This window comes from Pararhizobium sp. A13, from assembly GCF_040126305.1.
GTDB lineage: Bacteria > Pseudomonadota > Alphaproteobacteria > Rhizobiales > Rhizobiaceae > Pararhizobium.
In genome coordinates this window covers 627,150-646,842 of record NZ_CP149510.1, presented here as the reverse complement: position 1 = coordinate 646,842, position 19,693 = coordinate 627,150, and the positions used below count along the sequence as shown (strand labels likewise).

The following is a 19,693-nucleotide window of genomic DNA, read 5'->3' as shown; positions in this document are numbered from 1 at the left end:
CGAGGTCTTGACCATGAAAAAGGCAGCCATGATCGCGACATTCCTCCTGTGCCAGACCGTTTTGGCTGGCGCGCAGGACCAGACGGCGTCCATGTACCAGGGGCAGAAGGACCGGCTTGACAGCAATTCCAACGGGACCGTCGAACGCTCGGAATATCAGGTCTTCATGACGACGGCGTTCACAAGCCTGGACAAGAACAAGGATGGCAGCTTGCAAGCTGCCGAAGTGAACAAGGTCTTGACCACCCAGCAATTCGCCCTCAGCGACGCCAACCGTGACGGTGTCGTTGGCCAGAGCGAATTCATGGATCGGGTCATGAATGACTTCACCGCGGCCGATCGCAGCGGGGACGGCAATCTGCAGTAAACTGCTGCCTCACGGTACACGATCCTCCCGGACGAAAAGATCCACTGGTGGATTTGCCGGGAGGTTTGATCAGGCCGGCACCGGTTTCCGCCCACGCAAGCAAATCGGCACGGCGGGTATGCGCCGCAGCTGGCGGTATTCGCAGGTCTTCAGTCGACCGCAGTGATTGTGAAACCGTCCTTGCGCAACAGTTCGATCACGCCCTCATTTCCCGGCAGGTGAAGCGCGCCCACGGCCATGAAGACGCTGCCGCCGTCGAGGATCGGCTTGGCACGGCTTGCCATGGTCTTGTTGCGGTCGATAACAATGCGTTGCTCGAAATCCGCGTAGTCGGTGCTGCTGTCGGGCGACTTCTCTTCCGAAACGGCCTTCATCAGCGGCATGACCATGCCCGTATCGCCGGTCAGATAGAGTTCCGTCGTCGTCTCCATCACGTCGGCAACGGTGTCGCCGAGATCAAGCGTCTCGATCAGCGCATCCAGATGAAACTGCACCGGCAGCGCATCCATCGCCTTCAGCTGCTCCACCAGCGTTTCCAGCCCCTTGAGCGCCTTGCCCTGTTTCAGCGCATCCTCCGCCAGTTTCTTGTCGAGGAACGAGGCGCCGGCCGCCTTGCGGCTCAGCTCGCAGGCGGGAAGGGCGACGAAGCTGGCGATCATCCAGGGCTTCATCTTCGCAACCAGCGTCAGCGGAATGCCGCGCCGCTTCAGGCCGGCCGTCAGTTTTTCCTGTTCGTCGGCCTCGAGAAAGTCCTTGATCGACCTGCCGTCGGTGAACATGGTCAGTTCCGGCCGCATCAGCAGAGCCGCGGCCGCCTTGCGGTCGTCAACGATCTCGTCGGATTCGACGATCACGGTCTTTGCGGTTTCATACGCCTCGCTTGCACCCTTCGGCATGGCGAGCACGCGCGGATCGGTGACATGCATGGTGCCGAGCAGGTAAGAGGGCGCGAGCCCCGCCTTCTTGATTTTCCAGAAGATGCCCCTGCCGTTCGGCACGGCGGCGGCTTCCTTTTCAAGCGCCGCAAACCGCGCCGGGTCCGACGCCCGCATGTCGGCGATCAGGTTCTTGCCGCCACAGGCATCCTGCGCCGCATGGGCCGGCGAGAGGGAGAGAAGCGTGACAATCAGGCTGAGAGCAAACAGCACATGCAGCGTTGCGATCAGGGCGAGGATATTGTCGCCGAATTTTCCCGCCATGGCGCGTGCCGGCTTTGGCAAATGCTGAAACATTGTCGATCCTGTTTACGATAGGCTCATCGCACCGACCCTAACCGTGCAAGCCTCACGGCACGTTTAACAAAGCTGGTTAATGCTCCGACGAAGGCGAAATTCAGGCGCGCGGATGCGCCCGGTCGTAGATTTCCAGCAACCTTGCCGAATCGACGCCGGTGTAGACCTGGGTGGTCGAGAGGCTGGCATGGCCGAGCAGTTCCTGGATGGTCCGAAGATCGCCGCCGCCCGCCAGAAGATGCGTGGCGAAGGAGTGGCGCAGCGCATGCGGCGTCGCTGTATCCGGCAGGCCGAGCGCACCGCGCAGCCTCTGCATATCGCGCTGGATGATCGCCGCCTGCAGCTTGCCACCCTTGGCGCCGCGAAACAGCGGGCCGTCCTGCGCGAGCGGATAAGGGCAGAGTTTTTCGTATGCCCGCACGGCATCGATGGCTGCTGCGATCAGCGGCACCACGCGGGTCTTGCCACCCTTGCCGTGTATGCGCAACGCCGTCGGCGCGCCTGAAAAATCTGATGGTGTCAGGTCGAGCGCCTCGGAAATGCGCAGGCCGCAGCCGTAAAGCAGGGTGAGCACGGCGGCGTTGCGCGTGGCGATCCAGGGCTCGTCGGCAAGCTGCGCCTCGCTGGTGACAACGGTCAACGCGTCCTTGTCGGTCAGCGGTTTCGGCAGCGACTTCGGTTGTTTCGGTGAGCGAACGGCAGCAGCTCCCGCTGCATTGGCAAGCCCTTTCTTTTCCAGATGCCGCAGGAAGGAGCGAAGTCCCGCAAGCCCCCTGCCGAGCGTTCTCGCCCCCGCGCCGTCTCTGCGTCGCGCCGCGAGAAAGCCGCGCAGATCGGCCGGTCGCAGGGAACTGATGTCGCTCAAGCGCGCCGGGCCGGCCAGATGTCCTGTCAGAAAATGCAGGAACTGCCGCGTGTCGCGCTCATAGGCTTCGACGGTCTTGTCCGACAGGCGCCGCTCCCGGCTCAGCCCCGACAGCCAGCGCTGGCGCTCCTCCATCAGTTCCGGATGGCCGATGATCAGCAGTTCGTTCACGCTTGCTTTCCTGATGTCTGGCCTGATGTCTGGTTGTCGCAACTCTGCGCCGGATGCCGTTATGTTTTTCCTAATGGCCCTTGGAAATTGTCATGTTGGGATCATATTCAACTGCGATAGCTGAGGGCGGACGAGGCGGGATAAAGATGGCAAGACGCGATTCGGCAACCGGTTTCACGCATTTTGCGGAGGCAATCGCCCTGGTTTCGCAGGGCCAGCCGGGCCATATCGTCGATGCGCTGATTGCCGAGCGCGGACAGCGTATCGTCAAGCATCCGCTTTGGCCGGTGATGCGGCCGTTTCTCTATACGGTCCTGAACTATCGCAAGGCGATCGAATTCGCCGATAGCGTCGCCAACCTGCCAGGCTATCAGGCCTTCCAGTATTTGAGCGATATCCTCGCTCTCGATATCCGCGTTCGCAACGCAGAGCGTATTCCGCAAAAGGGCGGCTTCCTGCTGGTCAGCAACCATCCGACCGGGATTGCCGACGGCGTAGCCGTCTTCAATCTCCTGAAACAGCGCCGTCCCGACATGATGTTCTTCGCCAATCGCGATGCCATCCGCGTCAATCCGCGCCTGGTCGAAATGGTCATTCCGGTCGAATGGCGCGAGGATTACAAGACGAAGCTGAAGGCGCGCGAAACGCTGCAGGTTACCAACCGGGCGATCTCGGAAGGCAAGGCAACCGTGCTTTTCCCCTCGGGTCGCATCGCCTATTGGGCGGATGGCAAGCTCAACGAGCGCCCGTGGAAGACTTCGGCCGTTGGCTTTGCCCGCAAGTACAACCTGCCGATCCTGCCGGTCCATATGTCGGCGCGCAATTCCGGCCTGTTCTATTGGCTTGCCAAATGGTCAACCGAGCTGCGCGACATGACGGTGTTCCACGAACTCCTGAACAAAAAGGGCGACCTCTTCGACTTCACCATCGGCAATCTCATCGGGCCGGATGCGCTCGATGGCGATCCGGCCGAGGTGACGCGGGCGCTGGAGCGACACACGGTCTTTGATCTGGCGCGGGATGGTGATGCCCGCTTTGAGCTGATGCTTCGCCGAGCACTCGCTTAGGCCTTAGTGCGAAGATCGCCGCGCGCCTCCAAAGACGTGGAAATCATGCCTGTCAAAGGAGCTGGCGTGGCCACAAGCACCTGTAAGGAAAGCATAAATTCCCCGTGATTAATAACGGCGTAACAATTATCATATAATTTAACGTTTATATGAGGACGTTGCCGTAGCTACCCCTGCCGAGGGCGGCTGGCCGCATGACGCCTAACGGTCCCCGCCGGTGAAATCCGGAATCTTTCAAACTGATATTTTATTATTGTCCCGTCGCCGGGGCCGCTTTCGCGCGGCAGCAGCCTGTTTTATCGGAGGATTGTATGAAGCTCACCATTGCTCGCGGGCTCTTGATTTTCGGCGCAATCGTTGTTGCCGGTCTGGTGCTGTCCATCGGCATTAAGACATATGCTTTCAACAAATTGCGCGTGAACGGACCCGTCTATACGCAAGTCATCTACGGCAAGGATCTCATCGCGGACATCCTGCCGCCGCCTCTGTACACGGTCGAGTCCTATATGCTGGCGATGGAGGCGGCTGCGAACCCCGAATTTGCCAAGGCGAATCTCGACAAGATCGCCGCATTGAAGAAAGCCTTCGATGATCGGCGTGTCTACTGGAAAGCCTCGACGGCCCCCGCCGCGCTGATGGCGAAACTTGAAAACGACGTCGTGGCGCGGGGCGATCTCTATTGGGAGGTCATGGAGAAAAAATTCGTGGCCCCCCTCCAGGGCGGCGACGCAGCCACGGCCGGACAAGCGTTGGCAGAGCTCAAGACGAGCTTCCATCACCACGAGACTGCGGTAAACGAACTCGTCGCCATGGCCGACGCATTTTTGAAAGAGCAGGAAGCGGGCGCCACCGCCGAAACCGCAGTGCTTTCTGCTGCCGCCCTGATCAGCTCGACCGCCTCCGTTTTCCTGCTGCTTGCCGGTCTTTGGTTCTTCCGCCGCCGTGCGGTACAGCCGCTGGCGGCGATGTCGTCCTACATGCAGACGCTTGCCGCCGGCGACTATGGCCGGGACGTTCCCTATGCGGGCCGCTCGGACGAGATCGGCGCGGTCGCAAAATCCGTCGCCATCTTCCGCGAGGCGGCGATCGAGCGGCGCAATGCGCGCGCGCGCGCCGACGACGAGCGCCGGCAGCAGGACGAGCGTGACGCCGTTCTTGGCCGTCAGAAGGATGCCGAGGAGGCAAGGCGCCTGCAGGTGATCGAGCAGGTGACGCGCGGGCTGGAGCGCCTGTCGAACGGCGATCTTTCGGTCCGCATCGAACAGCCGTTTGCCGCGGATTACGAAGAGCTGCGGACGGAGTTCAACGGCAGCGTCGAACGCCTGGCCGAGACGATTTCCACTGTACTGCACACCTCCGCGCGGCTGAGGACCAATTCCTCCGAAATTGCCGGTGCAACCGACGATCTGGCGAAACGGACGGAGTTGCAGGCAGCTTCCCTCGAGCAAACCGCGTCGGCCTTTGACGAAATCACCGTCACGGTGCGCAACTCCTCGGAGCGTGCGCGTGAAGCAAGCACGGTGATGGCCGCGGCAAAAGACGGCGCGGAGAAATCGGCCCTCGTCGTGCGGGACGCTGTTGCCGCCATGGAGCGGATCGCCGGTTCGTCGACGCAGATTCGCCAGATCATCACCGTCATCGACGAGATCGCCTTCCAGACCAACCTGCTTGCACTGAACGCCGGTGTCGAGGCCGCGCGGGCCGGCGATGCGGGCAAGGGCTTTGCGGTCGTCGCCCAGGAAGTGCGCGAACTGGCCGGCCGTTCGGCAAAAGCGGCGCGGGAAATCACGACGCTCATCGAGTCCTCGGCCCGCGAGGTCGCCGGCGGTGTGCAACTCGTCAACCAGACCGGTGCCGCGCTGACCGGCATCGAAGGACACGTGCTGCAGGTAACCGGCCTCATCGGCGCAATCGTTACCGCCGCCGGAGAGCAAACGGCCGCCCTTTCCGACATCAATACAGCCTTGCACCGGATGGACCAGATGACCCAGCAGAATGCGGCGATGGTCGAACAGACCAACGCTGCGTGCCGCGAACTCAGCGATGAAGTGCAGGACCTGAACCGCGTTGCCGAGCGTTTCCAGGTTTCCGCAGTCGCCGGGATGCATGCACGGCGGGCGGCTTAACGCTTCCCGCCTGCAGCCGCCTGACGGCTGTCCAAGCAAAAAGCCCCGCGATTGTCTCGCGAGGCTTCCATCTCAATTCATGCCCAAAAATAATCAGGCGATCTTCTGGCCGGTCTTGGCCCAGTCGGCGAGGAAGGTTTCGAGGCCCTTGTCGGTCAGCGGGTGCTTGACGAGGGCCTTCAGCGTTGCCGGCGGCGCCGTGATGACGTCGGCGCCGATCAGGGCTGCTTCCTTGACGTGGTTGACGGTACGGATCGAGGCGGCGAGGATTTCGGTCTCGTAGCCGTAATTGTCGAAGATCTGGCGGATTTCGCGGATCAGGTCCATGCCGTCGAAGGCGATGTCGTCGAGACGGCCGACGAAGGGCGATACGAAGGTCGCGCCCGCCTTGGCGGCGAGCAGCGCCTGGTTGGCCGAGAAGCACAGCGTCACGTTGGTCAGGTGTCCGTCGGAGGACAGGTTCTTGCAGGCCTTGAGGCCGTCGAGCGTCAGCGGCACCTTGATGCAGATGTTGTCGGCGATCTTCGAAATGACAGCCGCTTCCTTCATGATCGATTCGTAATCGGTCGCCGCGACCTCGGCCGAAACCGGGCCTTCGACGATGCCGCAGATTTCCTTCGTCACTTCGAGGATGTTGCGGCCGGACTTCAGGATCAGCGACGGATTGGTCGTCACGCCGTCGACGAGTCCGAGGTCGTTCAACTCCCGGATTTCATTCACATCGGCTGTATCGACAAAAAATTTCATGGGATTCTCCCTTGGGACACACGGGCTGCTTTGTTGTTTCGGGGGTTTTCTTTAACGCAATCCGAAGGCAAGGTCACGGCCGATGACCGAAGATTCGACCGATTTGTTTGACGGCCTGTTTGCCCGCAGGGTCGTGCCCGTTCTGGTGCCGATGCCCGCCCCGAAAGCCTATTCCTATGCCGTGCAGGAAGGAATGGCCGTCGAACCCGGGTCGATCGTGCAGGTGCCGCTCGGACCCCGCCAGGTGATGGGCGTGGTCTGGGACGGCGTTGAGGATGACGGCATCGATCCGAAGAAGCTCAAGGCCATCACCCAGGTCTTCGATTGCCCACCGCTGGCGAAAGACATGCGCGCCTTCCTCGACTGGGTCGCCGCTTACACCGTCTCGCCACCCGGCCTCGTCGCCCGCATGGCGCTGCGCGCGCCCGCCGCCTTCGATCCCGAGCCGATGGTCGAGGGGCTACGGCTCACTGATACCCGGCCCGAGCGCATGACGTTGGCGCGCGAGCGGGTGATCGCTGCCGCCGACAACGGGTTTGCCTGGACGCGATCGGGCTTGGCGCATGCGGCCGGCACGTCTTCGAGCGTCATCGACGGGCTCGTGGCGCAGGGCGTGTTCGAAACCGTCTTCATGGCGCCGCCGCCGGTGGTGGCAGCGCCCGATCCGGACTATGTCGAGCATCGCCTCGAAGGACCGCAGAAACAGGCGGCACAGGACCTGCTGGAGAGTGTCGAAACCGGGGGCTTCTCCGTCTCGCTGATCGACGGCATCACCGGCTCCGGCAAGACCGAGGTCTATTTCGAGGCGATCGCCGCGACGCTGAAAGCCGGCAAGCAGGTGCTGATCCTTTTGCCGGAAATCGCGCTGACGGCGAGCTTCCTCGAGCGATTCCAGGATCGCTTCGGCTCGAAACCGGCCGAATGGCATTCCGACCTTGCCCCGCGCACCCGTGAAAAAGTCTGGCGGCAGGTGACGGAGGGTGGCGTGCGTGTCGTCGCCGGAGCCCGCTCCGCGCTTTTCCTGCCATTCGAGAATCTCGGCCTGATCGTTGTCGATGAGGAACATGACCCGGCCTACAAGCAAGAAGACCGCGTCTTCTACAATGCGCGCGACATGGCGGTTGTGCGTGCCCGTATCGGCGATTTTCCGATCGTGCTGGTCTCGGCGACACCTTCGGTCGAGAGTCGGGTGAACGGCGATCTCGGCCGCTACAGGCCGATCCATTTGCCGACGCGTTTTGGTGATGCGGCGCTCCCCGATCTCGGCGTGGTCGATATGCGCCGGCATCCGCCGGCGCGCGGCGGCTTCCTGTCGCCGGTGCTGCTCAACCAGATCGGCAAGGCCGTCGGGCGCGGCGAACAGGCACTGCTGTTCCTCAATCGCCGCGGTTATGCGCCGCTGACGCTCTGCCGCGTTTGCGGCCATCGCTTCCAGTGCCCGGATTGTTCGAGCTGGCTGGTCGAGCACCGGTTCCGCGGTCAGATCCAGTGCCATCACTGCGGTTATTCGGAAAGGACGCCGGAAGCGTGCCCCGAATGCGGCACGTTCGATCATCTGGTTGCCTGCGGTCCCGGCGTCGAACGCATCGCCGAAGAGGTCGACCGGCATTTTCCCGACGCCCGTACCATCGTGCTCTCCTCCGACCTGATGGGGGTCAAGCGGCTCAGGCTGGAACTGGACGCCATTGCCCGCGGTGAGGCGGATATCGTCGTCGGCACGCAGCTTGTCGCCAAGGGGCATAATTTTCCGATGATGACCTTCGTCGGCATCGTCGATGCCGATATCGGTCTTGCCAATGGGGATCCGCGGGCGGCTGAGCGAACGTTCCAGCTCTTGAGCCAGGTCACGGGCCGGGCAGGGCGCACGGGTCTGAAGTCGCTCGGTCTGCTGCAGACCTACCAGCCGCAGCATCCGGTGATGCAGGCAATCGTCTCCGGCGATTCGGAGGCCTTTTACGAGCGCGAGATCAACGAGCGCGAGAAGGCGCTCTTGCCGCCGTTCGGACGGCTGGCCTCCGTTATCGTTTCGGCGGACACCCGCGCTGATGCCGAAGGCCATGCGCGCGGTCTGCGGCAGGCCGCACCCCGCGTCAGCGGCATCAGTATTCTCGGGCCCGCCGAAGCGCCGCTTGCGCTCATCCGCGGCCGCCATCGCTTCCGCCTTCTGGTGCACGGCCGCCGCAACAGCGACATGCAGGCGTTCGTGAAGACCATGCTCGCCAGCGGACCAAAGGTGCGCGGCTCGGTCAGCGTCCAGCTCGACATCGATCCGCAGAGTTTTCTGTGAGGTGGCAGCAGGCCGTTCTTCCTCTCTTGCCGCTGGTAAATCCTCCGTCATCCTCGGGCGAGCGCAGCGAGTTCGGGGATCCAGCAGCGCCGCGTCTGCGGCGCTGAAGACTCTCTGCCGTCGGAGACAAAAGTCTTCTCGACGCGCGGCGGGATCCATGTGACAGGCACAGGGATGACGGAGGAGAATGGGTGCCGACCTAACTTGGCAGTTCAGCCAAGCGTTCGAAAGGTGTGCGAGGCGTCGTCGAATTTCGCTTGTCTGCTGATTCCCTTTCATACGCACTTGGGTTAGATGAGGGAAATCAGGCTGAAGCGGGGGCATGCCATGGAGTTCTACATTCCGACGGAGACGGGAGAATTCCTGGCGTTCTGTGCGGCCGTCGTCACCGCTTTGATCGGGCTTCTGTTTCTCTTTGTCCCGGGCGTCGCCTTTCGTGCTGTGGGCATTGATCTGCGCGAAGGCCGGCGGGGTGGTTATGCCGAGGCGCGCTCGACCATGGGCGGCTTTCATCTCGGGCTTGGCATCGCAGCCCTCCTTCTCGCCCAGCCGATGGTCTATCTGGCGCTCGGTGCCGCCTTCGCGCTCGCCGCCTTCGGCCGCATCCTCTCGATGCTGTCGGATAGCGGCAATACGGTTGTGAACTGGCTGTTCCTGATTGTTCAGATCGTACTTGCGGCTTTACCCCTGGCCTATGTCTTCGGCCTCACCTGAGGGCGTTTTGGCGCGGGCACAGGGAGACGTCGTCAGCTCATACCCAATTTTTGGCAAAATTTGGCCAAAAGGATGCAGACTTATCGCGCATTCGTGCTCTTCGCGTGTTGCGAGTCCAGATATCCTATGCTAGACGAACCGCGACTTGTGGGGGAAGCAGGCCGCCCGGCCTGTGCATCCTTTAAAATATAGCAACAAATTCAAGGTGTTGGGTTTACGGTTCTCCGCAGACATCGCCCTTGGATTAAAATCAGAGAAGCTTGTGCCCGTGGCAGACACATCCCAGCTTATTTCCGGTGTTGCAGAAAGGTACGCGTCTTCGCTTTTCGATCTCGCGCTGGAAGCGGGATCGGTGGAGAGCGTCGGGTCTGATCTGGATACGTTCCAGCGCATGATCGATGACAGTGCCGATCTGAAGCGTCTCATTGTCAGCCCGGTCTTTTCCGCCGACGACCAGTTCAAGGCCATTTCCGCGATCGTCGCGAAGGCCGGCATCGCGGGTCTGGTCGGCAACTTCCTGAAAGTTGTTGCACGCAATCGCCGCCTGTTCGCGGTTCCCGGCATCGTCAAGTCGTATCGCGAAACTGCCGCCCGTCATCGGGGCGAGGTTGCCGCTGAAGTGACTTCGGCCCATGCGCTGACGGCAGCGCAGCAAACTGAATTGAAGGCGGCGCTCAAGGGCGTCACCGGCAAAGACGTGGCGGTCAACGTCACCGTCGATCCGTCTATTCTCGGTGGTTTGATCGTCAAGGTCGGGTCCCGCCAGATTGACACTTCCCTTCGCACAAAGCTCTCGAGCCTTAAGCTTGCACTGAAAGAGGTCGGCTGATGGATATCCGCGCCGCGGAAATTTCCGCAATTCTGAAAGATCAAATCAAAAACTTCGGCCAGGAGGCGGTAGTCTCCGAAGTCGGTCAGGTGCTCTCCGTCGGTGACGGTATTGCCCGCGTCTACGGTCTGGACAACGTCCAGGCTGGCGAGATGGTTGAATTCCCGGGTGGAATTCGCGGCATGGCGCTGAACCTCGAAGCCGACAACGTCGGTGTCGTTATTTTCGGCGCCGACCGTGAAATCAAGGAAGGCGACACCGTTAAGCGGACCGGCGCCATCGTTGACGTGCCGGTTGGTCCGGAATTGCTCGGCCGCGTCGTCGACGCGCTCGGCAACCCGATCGACGGGAAGGGCCCGATCAATGCCAAGCAGCGCTCGCGCGTTGACGTCAAGGCTCCGGGCATCATCCCGCGCAAGTCGGTTCATGAGCCGATGTCGACCGGCCTCAAGGCCATCGACGCTCTGATCCCGGTCGGCCGCGGCCAGCGCGAGCTCGTCATCGGCGACCGCCAGACTGGCAAGACGGCGATCATCCTCGACACGATTCTGAACCAGAAGGCCATCCACGACAACGGTCCGGACAGCGAAAAGCTGTACTGCGTCTACGTCGCTATCGGCCAGAAGCGCTCGACCGTTGCGCAGTTCGTCAAGGTGCTCGAAGAGCGCGGCGCGCTGAAGTACTCGATCATCGTCGCTGCGACGGCTTCCGATCCGGCGCCGATGCAGTACCTTGCACCGTTCGCCGGTTGCGCCATGGGCGAATACTTCCGCGACAACGGCATGCACGCTCTCATCGGCTATGACGACCTGTCCAAGCAGGCCGTTTCCTATCGCCAGATGTCGCTGCTGCTGCGCCGCCCGCCGGGCCGCGAAGCTTACCCGGGCGACGTTTTCTACCTGCACTCCCGCCTTCTCGAGCGCGCTGCAAAGCTGTCGGACGAAAAGGGTGCTGGTTCGCTGACGGCTCTGCGGTCATCGAAACGCAGGGCAACGACGTTTCGGCGTTCATCCCGACCAACGTGATCTCGATCACCGACGGCCAGATCTTCCTTGAAACCGACCTGTTCTACCAGGGCATCCGCCCGGCCGTGAACGTCGGTCTGTCGGTCTCCCGCGTGGGTTCGGCCGCTCAGGTTAAGGCGATGAAGCAGGTTGCCGGCTCGATCAAGGGCGAACTTGCCCAGTATCGCGAAATGGCCGCCTTTGCCCAGTTCGGTTCGGACCTCGACGCTGCGACGCAGCGCCTCCTGAACCGCGGTGCCCGCCTGACCGAACTCCTGAAGCAGCCGCAGTTCTCGCCGCTGAAGACGGAAGAGCAGGTCGCGGTCATCTTCGCTGGCGTGAACGGCTACCTCGACAAGATCGCCGTCAACAAGGTTGGCGCGTTTGAGCAGGGTCTGCTGTCGTACATGCGTTCCGAAGGCAAGGACATTCTTGAAGCTATCCGCAAGGACAAGGCAATCAGCGATGACGTGAAGGGCAAGCTCAAGGCTGCCATCGACACGTTCGCGAAATCCTTCGCCTGATCGGGTTCCATTTAGGACGGATAACGGATGCCTTCACTTAAGGATCTGAAAAACAGGATCGCCTCCGTCAAGGCGACGCAGAAGATCACCAAGGCGATGAAAATGGTCGCCGCGGCGAAGCTTCGGCGTGCCCAGGAGGCGGCCGAGGCCGCCCGGCCTTATTCGCAGCGAATGAGCGCGGTTCTCTCGAACATCGCTCAGGCTGTGGGTTCGGACGACAGCGCGCCGCGCCTGATGACCGGCAACGGCCGCGACCAGACGCACCTGCTCGTGGTCTGCACGGCGGAACGCGGTCTTTGCGGCGGCTTCAACTCGCAGATCGCCCGCTACGCCCGTGACCACGTGCGCAAGCTGCTTGCCGATGGCAAGACGGTGAAGATCATCTGCGTCGGCAAGAAGGGCTTCGATATCCTGCGTCGCGAATTCGCCTCGTTGATCATCGACCGCGTCGACCTGCGTGAAGTCAAGAAGATCGGCTTCGAAAACGCCGACCAGATCGGCAAGAAGATCATCGGTCTGTTCGAAAAGGACGAGTTCGATGTCTGCACGCTGTTCTATTCGGAGTTCAAGTCGGTCATCAGCCAGGTTCCCTCTGCGCTCCAGCTGATCCCCTCTGCCGTTCCGGCAGAGTCGGCTTCGGCGGAGGCCGGCGCGGCTGCGATCTACGAATACGAGCCCGACGCGGGCGAGATCCTCAGCGATCTCATTCCGCGCAACATTTCGGTGCAGGTTTTCCGGGCTCTGCTCGAAAATGTTGCCGGTGAAATGGGTGCCAAGATGAGCGCGATGGACAACGCCACGCGCAATGCCGGTGAAATGATCAACAAGCTGACACTCTCCTACAACCGTCAGCGCCAGGCTCAGATCACCAAGGAACTCATTGAAATCATTTCGGGCGCGGAAGCGCTCTAAGGTTACGGAAAGAGGGTAAGGATTATGGCTAAGGCAGCTACCCCCACAGATACAGCAGCGGCGAAGAAGCCCGCAGCAGCCCGCAAGCCTGCGGCTGTAAAGGCATCCGCAGTCATCGCATCGGCGGGTGCAGTCGGTCGCGTCACGCAGGTCATCGGCGCCGTCGTCGACGTGACCTTCGAAGAAGGCCAGCTGCCGCAGATCCTCAACGCGCTGGAAACCGACAACCATGGCAACCGCCTCGTTCTCGAAGTTGCCCAGCACCTCGGCGAAAACGCGGTCCGTACTATCGCCATGGACTCGACCGAAGGTCTGGTTCGCGGTCAGCCGGTTACCGATACGGGCTCCCCGATCACCGTTCCGGTCGGTCTCGAAACGCTCGGCCGCATCATGAACGTCATCGGCGAGCCGGTTGACGAAGCTGGTCCGCTGGTTACCTCGGGCAAGCGCGCCATCCACCAGGAAGCACCGAGCTACGTCGAGCAGTCGACCGAAGCGCAGATCCTCGTTACCGGCATCAAGGTCGTCGATCTGCTCGCGCCTTACGCCAAGGGCGGCAAGATCGGCCTTTTCGGTGGCGCCGGCGTCGGCAAGACCGTTCTCATCATGGAACTGATCAACAACGTCGCCAAGGCGCACGGTGGTTACTCGGTATTCGCAGGCGTGGGTGAACGTACCCGCGAAGGCAACGACCTCTACCACGAAATGATCGAATCCGGCGTGAACAAGCATGGCGGCGGCGAAGGCTCGAAGGCAGCCCTCGTCTACGGCCAGATGAACGAGCCGCCGGGCGCCCGCGCTCGCGTCGCTCTGACGGGTCTGACGATCGCCGAACAGTTCCGCGACGAAGGCCAGGACGTTCTGTTCTTCGTGGACAACATCTTCCGCTTCACCCAGGCAGGTTCCGAAGTGTCGGCTCTTCTCGGCCGTATTCCTTCGGCCGTTGGTTATCAACCGACGCTCGCCACCGACATGGGCCAGATGCAGGAACGCATCACCACGACGACCAAGGGCTCGATCACCTCGGTTCAGGCCATCTACGTTCCGGCCGACGACTTGACCGACCCGGCGCCGGCAACCTCGTTCGCCCATCTGGACGCAACGACGGTTCTGTCGCGGTCGATCGCCGAAAAGGGTATCTACCCGGCCGTTGACCCGCTCGACTCGACCTCGCGCATGCTTGACCCGATGGTTGTCGGCGAAGAGCACTACGAAGTGTCGCGCAAGGTGCAGACGACCCTGCAGCGCTACAAGTCGCTCCAGGACATCATCGCCATCCTCGGGATGGACGAACTGTCGGAAGAAGACAAGCTGGCCGTTGCCCGCGCCCGCAAGATCGAGCGCTTCCTGTCGCAGCCGTTCTTCGTCGCCGAAGTCTTCACCGGTTCGCCGGGCAAGCTGGTTGCGCTCGAAGATACGATCAAGGGCTTCAAGGGCCTCGTCAACGGCGATTACGACCACCTTCCGGAAGCCGCCTTCTACATGGTCGGTTCCATCGAAGAAGCGATCGAAAAGGCCAAGAAGCTGGCTGCTGAAGCTGCTTGATGAATTTCGAACGGGGCGCCCGAATGGGCGCGCCCCGTTCGTCAATCGCTGCGGCCGGCAAGATCCGGCTGCGCCGAACGGAATTCTCTGCCGGCGGGTTTGAGCCGGTAGCTCCAAAAGAAGCGAATGATCATGGCTGATTTCAATTTCGAACTCGTCTCTCCGGAACGTCTTCTGCTGTCGGAGCGCGTCAGCGAAGTGGTCCTTCCGGCAACGGAAGGCGAGATGACCGTCATGGCCAATCATGCGCCGACGATGACGACGATCAAGCCGGGTGTCGTGACGGTGAAGGCCGCCGACGGCAAGGTCAGCCGTTACGTCGTGTTCGGCGGCTTCGCCGACATCGTGCCGACGGGTTGCACGCTGCTCGCCGAATCTGCCGTGCCGGCCGAGGAAGTTGATCGGACCCTGATCGAAAGGCGTATCGAGGCAGCCAAGGTTGAACTCGAGGACCTCGCGCACAGCGATGAGCAGCGTACACGAGTCGAGACGTTCCTGAGCGAGCTTACCCAGCTGAATGGCATTCTCGTTGCCTTCTGATTGCTTCGAGTGACTTTCCAACCCCGCCCCGGCGGGGTTTTTTATTGCCTGCCGTTTCGATTTTCACCATACATGCTACAAGGCCGGTGTCTTTTCAGGCCGGCCGCCACCGTGTTAACACTTTGATTTCATAAATTCTCGCATCTGCGAAATGAATTTACATACCTTCGTTTTCCGTTAGGCTGCGCCCGTCGCAGGCGGTTTTTGATATTCGGGCGGATGGCCCGACCAGAGACAAGAGACAAGAGGATGCGCATGTCTTCGAAGATCGTGCCGGTCATCATGGCCGGCGGCAAGGGAACGCGGCTGTGGCCGCTGTCGCGCTCGGCGGCGCCCAAGCAGTTTCTCCAGTTTCTTGGCGATCATTCGCTGTTCCAGAAAACCTTGCAGCGGGTGGCAGACCCGGATTGGTACGCGCCGGCCGTCGTCGTCACCAATGCCGAGTTCCGCTTCATCGTTGCCGAGCAGGCTCGCGCGCTCGAGGCGCCGCTGTCGAGCATCCTTCTGGAACCGATTGCCCGCAACACCGCACCGGCGCTTGCCGCCGCCGCCTTCGTCGTGCTGCGTGAATACGGCGATGACGCGATCATGCAGGTTCTGGCTTCGGATCACGAGATCGATGCCGGCGAACATTATTTCGATTGCATCCGCATTGCGCGCGATACCGCGAAGGCTGGAAAACTGGTGACGTTCGGCATCGAGCCGACCGAGCCCGCAACCGGCTACGGTTACATCGAAACGGGCGCCGCGCTGGAGACCGGTGCGAGGACAGTCGCCCGCTTCGTCGAGAAGCCGAACCGCGAGCGCGCTGAGGAGTTGCTGGCGAGCGGCCGGTACCTCTGGAACTCCGGCATGTTCATGCTGCCCGTCGGCCAGTTCCTGGCGGAAATCCTGCGTTATGCACCGGCCGTGCACGATGCGGCGCAGCGGGCGATCCAGGACACGAAGCACGATCTCGATTTCGATCGCCTTGACGAGGCTGCTTTCTCGCAGGCACCGGATATTTCGGTAGACTATGCGGTCTTTGAAAACACACCCAATGCGGCGGTCGTCCCATCGTCCTTCAGCTGGTCCGACCTTGGCAGCTGGGACTCCGTCTGGGCCATCGGCGAAAAGGACGACGAGGGCAATGTTGTTGGCGAAAATGCTTCGGTGAGCAATACCCGCAACTCTCTCGTCCTGTCGCGGGATATTCATCTCGCCGTACACGGGCTCGAGGATGTCGCCGTTATCGCCAGCGAAGACGCCGTGTATGTCGGACACCTCAAAGACAGCCAGGACGTCGGCAAAATCGTCAAGAAACTTGCCCTGTCGGCCAAAACGCGGCCGCTGACGGAAACACACCCGACCTCCTATCGCCCCTGGGGTGACGTCTCTTCGGTGCTCAGCGGCGAACGGTTCGAGGTGAAGCGGCTGCATGTCAGGCCCGGGCGCAAGATCTCTCTGCAGAAGCATCATCATCGTTCGGAACACTGGATCGTCGTGCGCGGCACGGCGGAAATCACCATCAATGGCGAGACCCGCCTGCTGCATGAAAATGAGTCCGTCTATATCCCGCAGGGCGTCGTGCACCGGCTGACCAATCCTGGCAAGATCCCGCTGGAACTGATCGAGGTGCAGACCGGCTCCTATCTCAAGGACGACGATACCGTCCGGCTAGCCGACGAATTCGGCCGGACATAAGCGTCTCGGCCCCTCATCCGGCCTGTCGGCCACCTTTTCCCCGCGGCGGGCGGGGAGAAGGCATGTGCCGCACCGTCTTGCCTCGACGCCAACGGAGTTCCCATCCGAGGCGTACAATTTCGGGAACGATGAAACGAAAACGCCCGGGATTTTGAAAATCCCGGGCGTTGCGGTCCATGGTCTTGTTGCTGTCTTGGCATGATGTTGTCCGAAAACCGCTTCGCACTTTTCGGCATCATGCGCCCGCGTTTCCCCGCAGGTCAGCTTGCCATTTTGTCCGCGTAGGCTTTCTGCTCGTAGTGATGGCCGAAACGGCTTTTGAGGAAGGCGTCGAGGCCGATTTCTTCCTGACGGATAAAGCCCTTCGATGGCAGTTCACCCTTGGCCAGCATGTCGAGCACGGCGCAGATGCTGCAGGCCGTGGTGATCTGGATGGCGCTCATCATGCGGCCGGCGACGACGGCGCTGTAGACCTTGTTGGCATAGGTTTCCTGCACGAGGCGGCCATCCTTGCGGCCGGCGACGGTCACGAAGATGATGACGACATCCTGCATGGTCGAGGGCAGCGCGTTCTCGAAGATATCCTTCAGCACTTCGCGGCGATGGCGCAGGCCGAGATCGTTGAGCAGGGCCTTCATGATCGCGGCATGGCCGGGATAGCGGATGGTGCGGTAGTTCAGCGTGCGGACCTTGCCCTTGAGGCTTTCGCAGAGCGTGCCAAGGCCGCCTGATGTATTGAAGGCTTCATAGGTCACCCCATCGAGCGAAAACTCTTCGCGTTCTTCGAGAGCGGGAACTTCGATCAATTGTCCTTCGACGATCGCCTCGCAGGGCTCGATATATTCGTTGATGACGCCGTCCGTGCTCCAGGTCAGGTTATAGTTGAGCGCGTTGGAGGGGTACTGCGGCAGGGCGCCGACGCGCATGCGCACGCTGTCGAGCGTGTCGAAATGATGGGCAAGGTCATTGGCGACGATCGAGATGAAGCCCGGGGCCAGTCCGCACTGCGGGATGAAAGCGGTGTTCGCCGTTTCGGCGATGGCCTTCACCCGGCGGGTGGATTCGACGTCTTCAGTGAGATCGAGATAGTGTACACCGGCCTTCGAGGCGGCTTCGGCGATGGCGATCGTCAGATGGAATGGGGCGGCGCTGAGAACTGCGAACTTGCCGGTGAGCAGGCCGACCAGCGCGTTGCTGTCGGCGATATCGATCTCGGCGGTGGTGATCGCGTCATGCGTTTCGATCATGGCGAGTTGTTCGGCGCTGCGATCTGCGAGCGTCACGTGGTAATCGCCGGAATGGGCGAGAAGCCGGGCGATGGTCGAGCCGATCTTGCCGGCTCCGATGACGACGATGTTCTTCATAGTGGGTCCCCCGAAACTTGAATCTGTCTGACGCAAGTATCGGCGCTCTGGTCGTTGATATGAAGCTCTGATATGATAGAAACGCCGCCAAATAATCGGCGATATGCCGTAAAGGATGATCAGAATGACGTTGGCGGACAGGGACAGGCAGCTTCTTGCAATTCTGAGCGAAAACGCGCGCATGCCGACTGCGCTGCTTGCCCGCAAGCTCGGCCTGTCGCGCACCACCGTTCAGGCGAAGATCGAGCGGCTGGAGCGGGACGGGGTGATCGCCGGTTATGGCGTGCGGCTGTCGGACGCCTTCGAGAAGGGGCTCGTCAAGGCGCATGTGCTGATCACGCTCGCACCGAAGGCGCTGGCGCGGGTCACGCAGGAACTTCATGCAATCGAGGATGTGCGGGTGCTGCATTCGGTGAGCGGCAGCTTCGATCTGATCGCCATCATTGCCGCATCCTCGATCAGCGAACTCGATCTGGTCATCGACCGGATTGGCGAGATCGACGGTGTCGAGAAGACCCTGTCGTCGATCATCCTGTCGACGCGAATCAATCGCTGAAGCCGGCCTGCTGCATGGCGAGATCGACGTGCTCCGGAGAATCGGCCGCTTGAGACGGGCTGCCGGGGCGCTTGATGATATCGGCGGCGGCGATCACGATCGGGTCGAAACCAGTATCCCCCTGTTCGATGAGTTCGAAGAACGCCTTGCGCATACGCGGTTCCCAGAACTTGTTGATGTGCGTCGCGACGCCGTGGATGCGCTCCGCCTCCGGCTGCGACTTGAAGAAGGTGGCGATCTGGTTCGCCATCCGCACGAGTTTGGCATTGGTGTTATCAAGCGACATCGGCGATGGCTCCGGACTGGATACGGTCTGAATGGGTGAAAATCTCGAAGTCGGCGCCGCGCACCAGCGCAATCAGCGTCATGCCGGCCTCTTCCGCCGTTCGGATGGCAAGCGCCGTCGGGGCGGAAATGGCGATGATGAACGGGCTGCCGATGATCGCAGTCTTCTGCACCATCTCGACGGAAACGCGGCTGGTGACGACGACGGCGCCGCTTGCGCCGGAATAACCGGCGCGCGCCGCCGCACCCACCAACTTGTCGAGCGCATTGTGCCGGCCGACGTCTTCGCGCACGGCGATCAGCCCCTTGCCCGGCACGTAGAACCCGGCTCCGTGCACGGCCCGCGTCTCGAAATGCAGCGGCTGCTGGCCATTCAATAGCGCGACCGCCTCGACGATCTGCTCCTCGGACAGGCGTAGCGGTGATGCCGAGACCGAGGGCGTCTTGCGCACGGCCTGCTCGATCGATTCGATGCCGCACAGCCCGCAGCCGACCGGCCCGGCCATATGACGGCGGCGGGCGGTGAGTGCGTCGTTCTGCTCATCCTTCAGCACAATCTGCAGGTCGATGCCCTTCTCGTCTGGAACCGCTTCGATCGTCTCGATCTCTGAGAGATCGGTAATGATCCCCTCCGTCAGGCTGAAGCCCACCGCGAAATCCTCGAAATCGCCGGGCGTCGCCATCATCACGGCATGGGTCGAGCCGCCGTAGGAGAAGGCGATCGGGGTTTCTTCGGGCACAACGCGGGAACCGGCATCGAGTTTGCCGTTGCGGCGGGCGGTCTCGGGAACCTTGTGGGCGAGTTTGAACTCGGTCATGCGGCTTGCTCCCTCTTCTCCCCAGCGGGGAGAAGGTGGCGCGCAGCGCCGGATGAG

General features: G+C 61.7%; 18 protein-coding genes and 1 pseudogene. 13 read left to right on the top strand and 6 right to left on the bottom strand.

The annotated features are described in order from the left end of the window. Positions 1–13: 13 nt before the first annotated feature. The gene (locus WI754_RS03050; RefSeq protein ID WP_349437709.1) at positions 14–367 is read left to right on the top strand and encodes an EF-hand domain-containing protein; all 354 of its coding nucleotides are present in this window, start codon (positions 14–16) and stop codon (positions 365–367) included. A 149-nt stretch (positions 368–516) separates the two neighbouring features. On the opposite strand, the gene WI754_RS03045 is transcribed toward WI754_RS03050, so the two are convergent. Both WI754_RS03045 and WI754_RS03040 read right to left on the bottom strand, forming a co-directional pair. Next, positions 517–1,599, bottom strand: a complete 1,083-nt coding sequence (locus tag WI754_RS03045) for a TraB/GumN family protein (protein ID WP_349436163.1) — start codon at positions 1,597–1,599, stop codon at positions 517–519. Between the two features lie 100 nt (positions 1,600–1,699). Continuing rightward, a complete protein-coding gene (locus tag WI754_RS03040) occupies positions 1,700–2,635 on the bottom strand; it encodes a tyrosine recombinase XerC (RefSeq protein ID WP_349436162.1) in 936 nt (311 codons plus the stop codon). A gap of 146 nt (positions 2,636–2,781) precedes the next feature. Here WI754_RS03040 and WI754_RS03035 point away from each other — a divergent pair, with 146 nt between their 5' ends. Together WI754_RS03035 and WI754_RS03030 are read left to right on the top strand one after the other, a co-directional pair. Next, the gene (locus tag WI754_RS03035; RefSeq protein WP_349436161.1) at positions 2,782–3,702 is read left to right on the top strand and encodes a 1-acyl-sn-glycerol-3-phosphate acyltransferase; all 921 of its coding nucleotides are present in this window, start codon (positions 2,782–2,784) and stop codon (positions 3,700–3,702) included. Between the two features lie 311 nt (positions 3,703–4,013). After that, a complete protein-coding gene (locus tag WI754_RS03030; RefSeq protein WP_349436160.1) occupies positions 4,014–5,828 on the top strand; it encodes a methyl-accepting chemotaxis protein in 1,815 nt (604 codons plus the stop codon). A 93-nt stretch (positions 5,829–5,921) separates the two neighbouring features. Here WI754_RS03030 and fsa read toward each other — a convergent pair whose 3' ends face one another. Further along, positions 5,922–6,575 carry a fructose-6-phosphate aldolase gene (gene fsa, locus WI754_RS03025; RefSeq protein ID WP_037128234.1) on the bottom strand — a complete coding sequence of 218 codons (654 nt, stop codon included), beginning with the start codon at positions 6,573–6,575 and terminating at the stop codon, positions 5,922–5,924. 82 nt (positions 6,576–6,657) lie between these two features. Between fsa and WI754_RS03020 the strand changes: the two genes are divergently transcribed. The 9 genes and pseudogenes from WI754_RS03020 (at position 6,658) to WI754_RS02980 (ending at position 16,613) form a co-directional block, all read left to right on the top strand. Then, the gene (locus tag WI754_RS03020; RefSeq protein ID WP_349436159.1) at positions 6,658–8,862 is read left to right on the top strand and encodes a primosomal protein N'; all 2,205 of its coding nucleotides are present in this window, start codon (positions 6,658–6,660) and stop codon (positions 8,860–8,862) included. 327 nt (positions 8,863–9,189) lie between these two features. Beyond that, positions 9,190–9,576, top strand: a complete 387-nt coding sequence (locus WI754_RS03015; protein ID WP_349436158.1) for a DUF4345 domain-containing protein — start codon at positions 9,190–9,192, stop codon at positions 9,574–9,576. A 262-nt stretch (positions 9,577–9,838) separates the two neighbouring features. Next, positions 9,839–10,405: a F0F1 ATP synthase subunit delta gene (locus tag WI754_RS03010; protein ID WP_349437708.1), complete on the top strand. Its 567-nt coding sequence runs from the start codon at positions 9,839–9,841 to the stop codon at positions 10,403–10,405. Then, positions 10,405–11,499, top strand: a pseudogene (gene atpA, locus WI754_RS03005) (F0F1 ATP synthase subunit alpha). Before WI754_RS03010 ends, atpA begins: the two are co-directional and overlap by 1 nt. Next, positions 11,436–11,933, top strand: coding sequence for a hypothetical protein (locus WI754_RS03000; protein WP_349437707.1), 498 nt, complete (start codon positions 11,436–11,438; stop codon positions 11,931–11,933). The pseudogene atpA and the gene WI754_RS03000 overlap by 64 nt, the downstream one beginning before the upstream one ends. A 27-nt stretch (positions 11,934–11,960) precedes the next feature. Next, positions 11,961–12,845 carry a F0F1 ATP synthase subunit gamma gene (locus WI754_RS02995; protein WP_349436157.1) on the top strand — a complete coding sequence of 295 codons (885 nt, stop codon included), beginning with the start codon at positions 11,961–11,963 and terminating at the stop codon, positions 12,843–12,845. A 24-nt stretch (positions 12,846–12,869) separates the two neighbouring features. Beyond that, entirely contained in the window at positions 12,870–14,390 is a 1,521-nt protein-coding gene (gene atpD / locus WI754_RS02990) for a F0F1 ATP synthase subunit beta (protein WP_349436156.1), read from the top strand. A gap of 132 nt (positions 14,391–14,522) precedes the next feature. Then, positions 14,523–14,930, top strand: a complete 408-nt coding sequence (locus WI754_RS02985) for a F0F1 ATP synthase subunit epsilon (RefSeq protein ID WP_349436155.1) — start codon at positions 14,523–14,525, stop codon at positions 14,928–14,930. Between the two features lie 255 nt (positions 14,931–15,185). Further along, positions 15,186–16,613 (top strand): mannose-1-phosphate guanylyltransferase/mannose-6-phosphate isomerase, encoded by a 1,428-nt coding sequence (locus tag WI754_RS02980; RefSeq protein WP_349436154.1) that lies wholly within the window; start codon positions 15,186–15,188, stop codon positions 16,611–16,613. Between the two features lie 260 nt (positions 16,614–16,873). Here WI754_RS02980 and WI754_RS02975 read toward each other — a convergent pair whose 3' ends face one another. Then, positions 16,874–17,977 (bottom strand): saccharopine dehydrogenase family protein, encoded by a 1,104-nt coding sequence (locus WI754_RS02975; protein ID WP_349436153.1) that lies wholly within the window; start codon positions 17,975–17,977, stop codon positions 16,874–16,876. Positions 17,978–18,101: 124 nt separating this feature from the next. Here WI754_RS02975 and WI754_RS02970 point away from each other — a divergent pair, with 124 nt between their 5' ends. Further along, on the top strand, positions 18,102–18,533 hold the full coding sequence (locus WI754_RS02970) for an Lrp/AsnC family transcriptional regulator (protein WP_349436152.1): 432 nt from the start codon (positions 18,102–18,104) through the stop codon (positions 18,531–18,533). Here WI754_RS02970 and WI754_RS02965 read toward each other — a convergent pair. Together WI754_RS02965 and fdhD are read right to left on the bottom strand one after the other, a co-directional pair. After that, positions 18,523–18,819: a formate dehydrogenase subunit delta gene (locus WI754_RS02965; protein ID WP_349436151.1), complete on the bottom strand. Its 297-nt coding sequence runs from the start codon at positions 18,817–18,819 to the stop codon at positions 18,523–18,525. The two genes, WI754_RS02970 and WI754_RS02965, sit on opposite strands and share 11 nt — an antisense overlap. After that, positions 18,809–19,636: a formate dehydrogenase accessory sulfurtransferase FdhD gene (gene fdhD, locus WI754_RS02960; RefSeq protein ID WP_349436150.1), complete on the bottom strand. Its 828-nt coding sequence runs from the start codon at positions 19,634–19,636 to the stop codon at positions 18,809–18,811. The genes WI754_RS02965 and fdhD overlap by 11 nt, the downstream gene beginning before the upstream one ends. Positions 19,637–19,693 lie beyond the last annotated feature (57 nt).